This window comes from Mesorhizobium sp. M5C.F.Ca.IN.020.32.2.1 (genome assembly GCF_004023105.1).
GTDB lineage: Bacteria > Pseudomonadota > Alphaproteobacteria > Rhizobiales > Rhizobiaceae > Mesorhizobium > Mesorhizobium wenxiniae.
In genome coordinates, this window is the sequence record NZ_RZSX01000223.1 from 1 (window position 1) to 7,966 (window position 7,966).

Below are 7,966 nucleotides of genomic sequence, written 5' to 3' on the forward strand. Positions count from 1 at the left end.
CACTACAACTTCCCTCCCTATTCGGTCGGCGAAACCGGTCGCATGGGTTCGCCCGGCCGCCGCGAAATCGGCCACGGCAAGCTGGCTTGGCGCGCGATCCGCCCGATGCTGCCGACATCAGACCAGTTCCCCTACACGCTGCGCGTCGTCTCGGAGATCACCGAGTCCAACGGTTCGTCGTCGATGGCCACCGTCTGTGGCACCTCGCTGGCGCTGATGGATGCCGGCGTGCCGCTGGCGAAGCCGGTCGCCGGCATTGCCATGGGTCTGATCAAGGAAGGCGAGCGCTTCGCGGTGCTCTCCGACATTCTCGGCGACGAGGATCATCTCGGCGACATGGACTTCAAGGTTGCCGGCACCGCCAACGGCATCACCTCGCTGCAGATGGACATCAAGATCGAAGGCATCACCGAGGAGATCATGAAGATCGCGCTGGACCAGGCCAAGGACGGCCGCCAGCATATCCTCGGCGAAATGGGCCATGCGCTCTCCGGCGCGCGTTCCGAACTCGGCGAATTCGCGCCGCGCATCGAGGTCATGCACATCCCGACCGACAAGATCCGCGACGTGATCGGCTCGGGCGGCAAGGTCATCCGCGAGATCGTCGAAAAGACCGGCGCCAAGATCAACATCGAGGACGACGGCACGGTCAAGATCGCTTCGTCCAACGCCAAGGAGATCGAGGCGGCCAAGAAGTGGATCCACACCATCGTCGCCGAGCCGGAAGTCGGCGAGATCTACGAGGGCACGGTCGTCAAGACCGCCGACTTCGGCGCTTTCGTCAACTTCTTCGGTCCGCGTGACGGCCTCGTCCACATCTCGCAGCTCGCCAATGACCGCGTCGCCAAGACTTCTGACGTCGTCAAGGAAGGCGACAAGGTCTGGGTCAAGCTGATGGGCTTCGACGAGCGCGGCAAGGTCCGCCTGTCGATGAAGGTCGTCGACCAGGCCACCGGCAAGGAAATCGCCCGCGACAAGAAGGCCGAAGGCGAAGAAGACGCCGCCTGAGCGATCTGACGGTACAATCGAAGCGGGCGCGCCGACAGGTCGCGCCCGTTTTCATTTTCACGACAAGCCCAGCTGCATTTCGAGGTCGAAAAATGTCCGCCGAGCCGCTGAAGACACTGTTCCATCCGTTCGAGGCCGAGGCTGTCTCCCTGCCGCGTAAGGGCGAGCGTGTCCTCTTTCTGGGCGCCGAACCGGGTTTCCGCCTGCCCGAAGGCTTCGATGCAGCACTGCATCTGGTGCAAGGCTTCCGCCCGCATTTTCGCGCGCTGCAGGGGGCGGGCTTCGCGGTAATGCCGCGCCTGGAAGGCGACGGTTTCGACGCGGCATTGGTGCTTGCCGGCCGTCATCGCGGGCAAAACGAATTGCGCATCGCTGAGGCGATCGAGCGTGTCAGGCCCGGCGGATCGATTGTCGTCGCCGGCGCCAAGGACGATGGCATTGCCAGCCTGCGCAAGCGCATCGACGAACTTGTGCCGCTCGATGGCCATTTGCCGAAGCATCACGGCATCGCCTTCTGGTTCCGTCGACCGGCCAACGCCGCGGTAGCGGCAGCGCTTTGCGCCGCCAATCCGACCCTTCTGGTCGAGGGCCGTTTCCGCACCGCGCCAGGCATGTTCTCTTTCGACAAGATCGATGCAGGTTCTAGATTGCTGGTGGACAATCTGCCCGGCGACCTGCGTGGCAACATTGCCGATTTCTGCGCCGGCTGGGGCTATGTGGCGGCCGAGGTCGCCGCCCGCTCACCTGGCATTTCGGCGCTCGATCTCTACGACGCCGAGTTCGATGCGCTGGAGGCGGCGAAAGGCAATATCGGCAATACAGCGGCGGAACCAAATTTCTTCTGGATCGATCTTTTGTGCGAGCCGGTAGAGCGGCGCTATGACGCCATCGTCATGAACCCGCCCTTCCATCGCAGCCGGGCAGCCGAGCCGGAAATCGGCGCCGGCATGATCCGCGCCGCGGCAAAGGCGCTGAAGCCGGGTGGGCGGCTGTTCATGGTGGCGAACCGTCAGCTTCCCTACGAGCCGGTGCTGACGGCCGCCTTCTCCAGCCATGCCGAGATCGCCCGCGATGGCCTGTTCAAGGTTCTCGCGGCGCGCCGCTGAACGCGGAGTTCAGTGCAGATCGGCAGGCGCCCGTTCGCGAATCTATGGCCGCGCTCTTCGACCAGTCTGCTTGCCGGCAAGGCCGCCGCATTTTTACGGGCCGAATTAATCTCGTACGTTGTCGGTCTGCTTCAACTCGTCGAGCGTCGGCATCGAGACGATGTGGTAGCCGGAATCGACATAGTGGATTTCGCCGGTGACGCCCGACGACAGGTCGGACAGGAGATAGAGGGCGGAGCCACCGACTTCGTCGATGGTCACTGTACGGCGCAGCGGCGAGTTGCGCTGCTGGTAGGAAAACATATGGCGTGCGTCGGAAATCCCGGCGCCGGCCAGCGTCCGCACCGGTCCCGCCGATATGCCGTTCACCCTGATGCCGCGTGGGCCGTAGTCGTTGGCAAGATAGCGGACGCTTGCTTCCAGCCCGGCCTTGGCCACGCCCATAACGTTGTAGTTCGGCATGACGCGGACGGAACCCGCATAGGTCAGCGTGATCATCGAGCCGCTGTCCTTCATCAGCCTGGCGGCATGACGGGCGACCTCGGTGAAGGAGTAGCAGGAGATGACCATGGTGCGGATGAAATTGTCGCGGCTGGTGTCGGCGTAGGGGCCCTTCAGCTCGTTCTTGTCGGAAAAGCCGATGGCATGAACGACGAAGTCCAGCCCGCCCCAGGCCTTGTCCAAGGTCTCGAAGGTAGCGGCAACCGATGCGCTGTCCTCGACATCGCAAGGGACGACCAGCGACGCGCCGATCTTGTCGGCGAGCGGCTTGACCCGGCGCCCGAAGGCTTCGCCCTGATAGGTGAAGGCGAGTTCCGCCCCATGTTCGGACAGTTTCCGGGCGATGCCCCAGGCGATCGAATGGTCGTTGGCGACACCCATGACAAGCCCGCGCTTGCCCTTCATCAATCCGTCCATGGTCGGCAATCCTTATGCGGAATAGCGCTGGAAAATCAGCGTTGCGTTGGTGCCGCCGAAACCGAACGAATTGGACAAAACGGTGTCGATCCTGGCATCGTCGATGCGTTCCCGCACGATCGGCATGCCTTCGAATTCCGGATCAAGCTGCTCGATATGGGCGCTCTCGCCGATGAAGCCGCCTTGCATCATCAGGATCGAGTAGATCGATTCCTGCACGCCGGCCGCACCCAGCGAATGGCCGGTCAGTGATTTCGTCGAGGTGATGAAAGGCATCTTTTCGCCGAACACCTCGCGGATCGCGCCCATTTCCCTGGAGTCGCCGACCGGCGTTGAGGTGCCGTGCGTGTTGATGTAGTCGACCGGCGAAGAGACAGTCGCCAGCGCCTGCCGCATGCAGCGCACCGCACCCTCGCCCGAGGGCGCCACCATATCGTAGCCGTCGGAGGTCGCGCCATAGCCGACGACCTCGGCGTAGATCTTGGCGCCGCGCGCCTTGGCGTGCTCGAGCTCTTCCAGGACCAGCACGCCGGCGCCGCCGGCAATGACGAAGCCGTCGCGATCGACGTCATAGGCGCGCGAGGCGGCCGATGCCCGGTCGTTGAACTTGGAGGACATGGCGCCCATCGCGTCGAACAGATCCGACATCGTCCAGTCGAGATCCTCATGGCCGCCGGCGAAGACCATGTCCTGCTTGCCCCACTGGATAAGTTCGTAGCCATTGCCGATGCAATGCGCCGATGTCGAGCAGGCCGAAGAGATCGAATAATTGACGCCGTGGATCTTGAACCAGGTGGCGAGTGTCGCCGAAGCGGTCGACGACATCGCCTTCGGCACGGCGAACGGGCCGATGCGCTTGGGGCTGCCGTTCTTCAGCGTGGTTTCGGCGGCCTCGACGATGGTTCGGGTCGATGGTCCGCCCGATCCCATAACAATGCCGGTGCGCTCATTGGTGATGTCGTTCTCGCCAAGTCCAGCGTCCACGATAGCCTGGTCCATTGCGACATGGTTCCAAGCCGCACCTTGCGACAGGAAGCGCATGGCGCGACGATCGATCAGCGCAGAGGGGTCGAGCGTCGGCGCCCCCCAGACCTGGCAGCGGAAGCCGTGTTCGGCGAAGGAATTGGAGAAGCTGATGCCGGATCTGGCATCGTGGAGCGAGGCCTGCACCTCGTTGGCATTGTTGCCGATCGACGACACGATGCCGAGGCCTGTAACTACGACCCGTCTCATTCGCAACTCCTTCCAGCGCATGAGCCCGAAACCTGTCGGACAAGGATCATGCGCAAATTAAAGTTCTGCAGCTTCCTTTTGCGCGTCCCAGGGACTCGCGGCGCTGTGGAGGCGCCGGTCAGGCGGCGGCCGATTGCTTGGACAGACCCACCTTGAGATCCGTTGCTGCGTATATGGGTTCGCCATCCGCCTTCAGCCAGCCATCGGCGATACCAAGCACCAACCGCCCGCGCATCACGCGCTTGAAGTCCACGCCATATTCCACCTTCTTAACCGACGGCGTCACCATGCCTTTGAATTTCACCTCGCCGGTCGAGAGCGCCATCCCCTTGCCCGGCTCACCGAGCCAGCCGAGGTAGAACCCCGTCAATTGCCACATGGCGTCGAGGCCCAGGCATCCCGGCATGATCGGATTGCCGATGAAATGGCAGGCGAAAAACCACAGATCCGGCTTGATGTCGAATTCCGCGCGAATGAAGCCCTTGTCGAAGGCACCGCCCGTCTCGCTGATTTCGGTGATGCGGTCGAACATCAGCATCGGCGGATAGGGGAGCTGGGCGTTTCCAGGTCCGAACAGCTCGCCGCGGGCGCAGGCAAGCAGTTCTTCGTAATCATAGCTGGATTTGGAAACCGCCATCAATTTCGTCCCCGTAATCGTCCGGGCGGTAGCGCGCCCTTGTCGTTGGTTTCCTAACACAATCTATTTCAGGCCGGAAACCGGCGTTTGCGCTTAACCTGCCCGTCTGCCTGGGTCAATGCGCGCTATTGATCGTATTCGGCCGACAGAATATATGTCGGGGGTGTCCAGTTTCGGTCGATGTTCGTTTTTTGCCATTCTGGGCATGTCTTGAGGCGAAACTGTGAGCTTGGACGGATAGATGGATCTGGGCTGCCGAAAGGAAAATGTCGCTGTGGACAAGCGGGTTCGCGAAGCTGGCCTGAGGCCGACGCGTCAGCGCATTGCGCTGGCCGATCTGCTTTTCGCCAAGGGCGACCGCCATCTGTCGGCTGAGGAACTGCACGAGGAGGCGATCGCCGCCGGAGTGCCGGTGTCGCTCGCCACCGTTTACAACGCCCTTCATCAATTCACCCAGGCGGGCCTTCTGCGCATCCTGGCCGTCGAGGGGTCGAAGACCTACTTCGACACCAACACCTCCGATCATCACCATTTCTACATTGAAGGTGAAAACAGGATCTTCGATATCGCTAGCGGTCCTGTCACGGTTTCCAACCTGCCGGAGCCGCCGGAAGGCACGGAGATCGCCAATGTCGACATCGTGGTGAGACTGCGCCCCAAACGCCGCGACTGATTGGCTTCATGAGGCCGTGAGATACCGTCTCGGCCGGGATCCCCGAACCGCCAAGAGGAGGTTAGTTCTTGACCCGTTCGCCCGGATAGGCGCCCCAGACAAGCGACTGGGCGAGCCAGCCGGTGTGGCCGTTGAAGGTCATCTCGCACCACTGGCCGTCACAGGACTTGATCGTGCCCATGGCGCCCGGCTCGATGATCGCGACGATGCTGGCATCCTTTTCTGGGTCGTCGAGAAGGTTGACTCGGGCATCTTTGCCCCGCTGCCAGGGTGCTACGATGGCCGTGCGGCGGCCTGAAAGCAGCGACTGGTTGATCCAGCCTTCCGAGCCGTCGGCATCGCGCACACGACGCCAGGTGTCGAATTCCTGGATGATCTCCATCGGCAGGCCGGGCTTCATATACATCCAGTCGACGGAATAGTTAACGCCTGGTCCGACGCGGGAGTTGACGCGGCCCGCTTTCAGGCTGACGAAACGCGGCAGCGGCAGGCCGCTCGGCCCGAGCGTTGCACTCTGGGCGGGTGCTGCTGCATTCTGTGCCGCCACATGAGGGGAATAAAGGAGAGCGCCGAGAAATGCTGCGCTGAGGGCCAGGCGGAGCGACGCGAAACCAGACACTTTCATTCCTTTCGGCGCCGGCTCATCGGCCTTGGCGCCCCTTTTTCTTTGTCTTCGGCGGAACCTCTTGTTACATGGAGAACTGGCACCGCGACCGGCCTGCAGTTTCGCCTGTCTTGGTTAAAGAGGTCTCAACGAGGTCGGGTTTCGAGGAAACAATGGTAGGCAGAAAAAGGCCCCTCGTCGTCATCACGCGCAAGCTGCCCGACCCGGTCGAGACCCGTATGCGTGAGCTGTTCGACGCCCGGCTGAATGTCGAAGACAGGCCGATGACGCAGCCGGAACTGGTCGCGGCGGTCAAGGAAGCCGACGTGCTGGTGCCGACCATAACCGATCATATCGACGCAGCGCTGATCGCTCAGGCTGGCGACAACCTCAAGCTGATCGCCAATTTCGGCAACGGCGTCGACAAGATCGATGTGGCGGCAGCAGCGAAGAAGGGCATTTCCGTCACCAACACGCCGAACGTGTTGACCGAGGATACGGCCGACATGACCATGGCGCTAATGCTGGCGGTGCCGCGGCGGCTGGCGGAAGGCGCCAATGTGCTGACCGGCGACAAGAAATGGGCCGGCTGGTCGCCGACCTGGATGCTCGGCCGACGTATCTGGGGCAAACGCCTCGGCATTGTAGGCATGGGCCGCATCGGCACCGCCGTCGCCCGGCGGGCCAAGGCCTTTGGCCTGTCGATCCACTATCACAACCGCCATCGCGTGCTGCCGGCGGTCGAGGATGAGCTGGAGGCGACCTACTGGGAAAGCCTCGACCAGATGCTTGCCCGCATGGACATCATATCGGTCAATTGTCCGTCGACGCCGGCAACCTTCCATCTGCTCTCAGCGCGGCGGCTGGCGCTCCTGCAGCGGTCCGCTTACATCGTCAACACAGCGCGCGGCGACATCATCGACGAGGACTCTCTGGTCAAGCTGATCCAGGACGGCAAGATCGCCGGCGCCGGCCTCGATGTCTACGAGCATGAGCCGGCGCTGAACAGCAAATTGCTGAAGCTCGCCGCCAAGGGCAAGGTCGTGCTGTTGCCGCATATGGGGTCGGCGACACTCGAAGGCCGCATCGACATGGGCGAAAAGGTGATCATCAACATCCGCGCCTTCTTCGATGGCCACCGCCCGCCGGATCGCGTACTGCCGCTGCGGACGTGACCGGCCACGATCGCGGCTCGTGCGACCGTCCGTTCATCTGAGGTTAGCAAAGGCTTACGAAATCACTTTGCGCATGGTGATCGAGGTCGGACGGTCGTAGCCCTTGTGCGCCGTCCTTTCCGTTTCGCGAAAGCCGAGACGGGCAAGGGCGGCGTGATTTCCGGTCAGTTCGATCCGCGTCTGAAGCTCGATCGCAGGCTTGCCGCGGTCGCGGGCGAGATCCTCGACCGCTTGCATCAACTGCCTGCCAATGCCTTGTCCCTGAAAGCCCGGTTCAACCGCGAGCTTTCCGACATATAAATCATTGGCCCGCTCCAGAACAAAAACGCAGCCGACGATCCTGCCGTCCTTCAGCGCCGCAAAGCCCGTCTCTTGCCGGGCCTTGTCCCGAAGATTCTCGACCGTGAGCCGATGCGCCGAGGATGGTGGATCGATGAGGCCGTCCATCGAGGCGAAGGCGCGCCTGATCAGCGCCAGCACCTCGTCCCAGCGATCGAAATCGGGCGGAAGCTGCTCGGCGGAAACCAGGCTGCCCAAGATCTAGTTTCTCTTGTAGCGGATCGTGTCGAAGCGCGCGGTCAATGCATCGTAAAGCAGCAGCCGGCCGACCAG

Annotated in this window: 9 protein-coding genes; 4 read left to right on the forward strand and 5 right to left on the reverse strand. The window is 62.5% G+C overall.

Annotated features, from left to right (window positions below; all coding sequences use genetic code 11):
• Both pnp and EOA86_RS13545 read left to right on the forward strand, forming a co-directional pair.
• Positions 1–1,008 (forward strand): polyribonucleotide nucleotidyltransferase (pnp, locus tag EOA86_RS13540; protein WP_128342114.1); only part of this gene is annotated, 1,008 nt, incomplete at its 5' end.
• A 92-nt stretch (positions 1,009–1,100) separates the two neighbouring features.
• Positions 1,101–2,114, forward strand: coding sequence for a class I SAM-dependent methyltransferase (locus EOA86_RS13545; RefSeq protein ID WP_128342116.1), 1,014 nt, complete (start codon positions 1,101–1,103; stop codon positions 2,112–2,114).
• Positions 2,115–2,219: 105 nt separating this feature from the next.
• Here the strand turns inward: EOA86_RS13545 and fabI are convergent, their stop codons facing one another.
• From fabI to fabA, 3 genes are all read right to left on the reverse strand, one after another.
• On the reverse strand, positions 2,220–3,032 hold the full coding sequence (gene fabI / locus EOA86_RS13550) for an enoyl-ACP reductase FabI (protein ID WP_127209814.1): 813 nt from the start codon (positions 3,030–3,032) through the stop codon (positions 2,220–2,222).
• A 12-nt stretch (positions 3,033–3,044) separates the two neighbouring features.
• The gene (fabB, locus tag EOA86_RS13555; RefSeq protein WP_127209815.1) at positions 3,045–4,265 is read right to left on the reverse strand and encodes a beta-ketoacyl-ACP synthase I; all 1,221 of its coding nucleotides are present in this window, start codon (positions 4,263–4,265) and stop codon (positions 3,045–3,047) included.
• A gap of 118 nt (positions 4,266–4,383) precedes the next feature.
• Positions 4,384–4,902 (reverse strand): 3-hydroxyacyl-[acyl-carrier-protein] dehydratase FabA, encoded by a 519-nt coding sequence (fabA, locus tag EOA86_RS13560; protein WP_023802127.1) that lies wholly within the window; start codon positions 4,900–4,902, stop codon positions 4,384–4,386.
• A gap of 241 nt (positions 4,903–5,143) precedes the next feature.
• Here fabA and irrA point away from each other — a divergent pair, with 241 nt between their 5' ends.
• Complete coding sequence (gene irrA / locus EOA86_RS13565) at positions 5,144–5,575, forward strand: iron response transcriptional regulator IrrA (RefSeq protein WP_127209816.1); 432 nt, start codon at positions 5,144–5,146, stop codon at positions 5,573–5,575.
• A gap of 61 nt (positions 5,576–5,636) precedes the next feature.
• Here the strand turns inward: irrA and EOA86_RS13570 are convergent, their stop codons facing one another.
• The gene (locus tag EOA86_RS13570; RefSeq protein WP_029356932.1) at positions 5,637–6,194 is read right to left on the reverse strand and encodes an SH3 domain-containing protein; all 558 of its coding nucleotides are present in this window, start codon (positions 6,192–6,194) and stop codon (positions 5,637–5,639) included.
• A 158-nt stretch (positions 6,195–6,352) separates the two neighbouring features.
• Here EOA86_RS13570 and EOA86_RS13575 point away from each other — a divergent pair, with 158 nt between their 5' ends.
• On the forward strand, positions 6,353–7,354 hold the full coding sequence (locus tag EOA86_RS13575; RefSeq protein WP_128342117.1) for a D-glycerate dehydrogenase: 1,002 nt from the start codon (positions 6,353–6,355) through the stop codon (positions 7,352–7,354).
• A gap of 54 nt (positions 7,355–7,408) precedes the next feature.
• On the opposite strand, the gene EOA86_RS13580 is transcribed toward EOA86_RS13575, so the two are convergent.
• The gene (locus EOA86_RS13580) at positions 7,409–7,891 is read right to left on the reverse strand and encodes a GNAT family N-acetyltransferase (protein ID WP_128342119.1); all 483 of its coding nucleotides are present in this window, start codon (positions 7,889–7,891) and stop codon (positions 7,409–7,411) included.
• Positions 7,892–7,966: the final 75 nt, after the last annotated feature.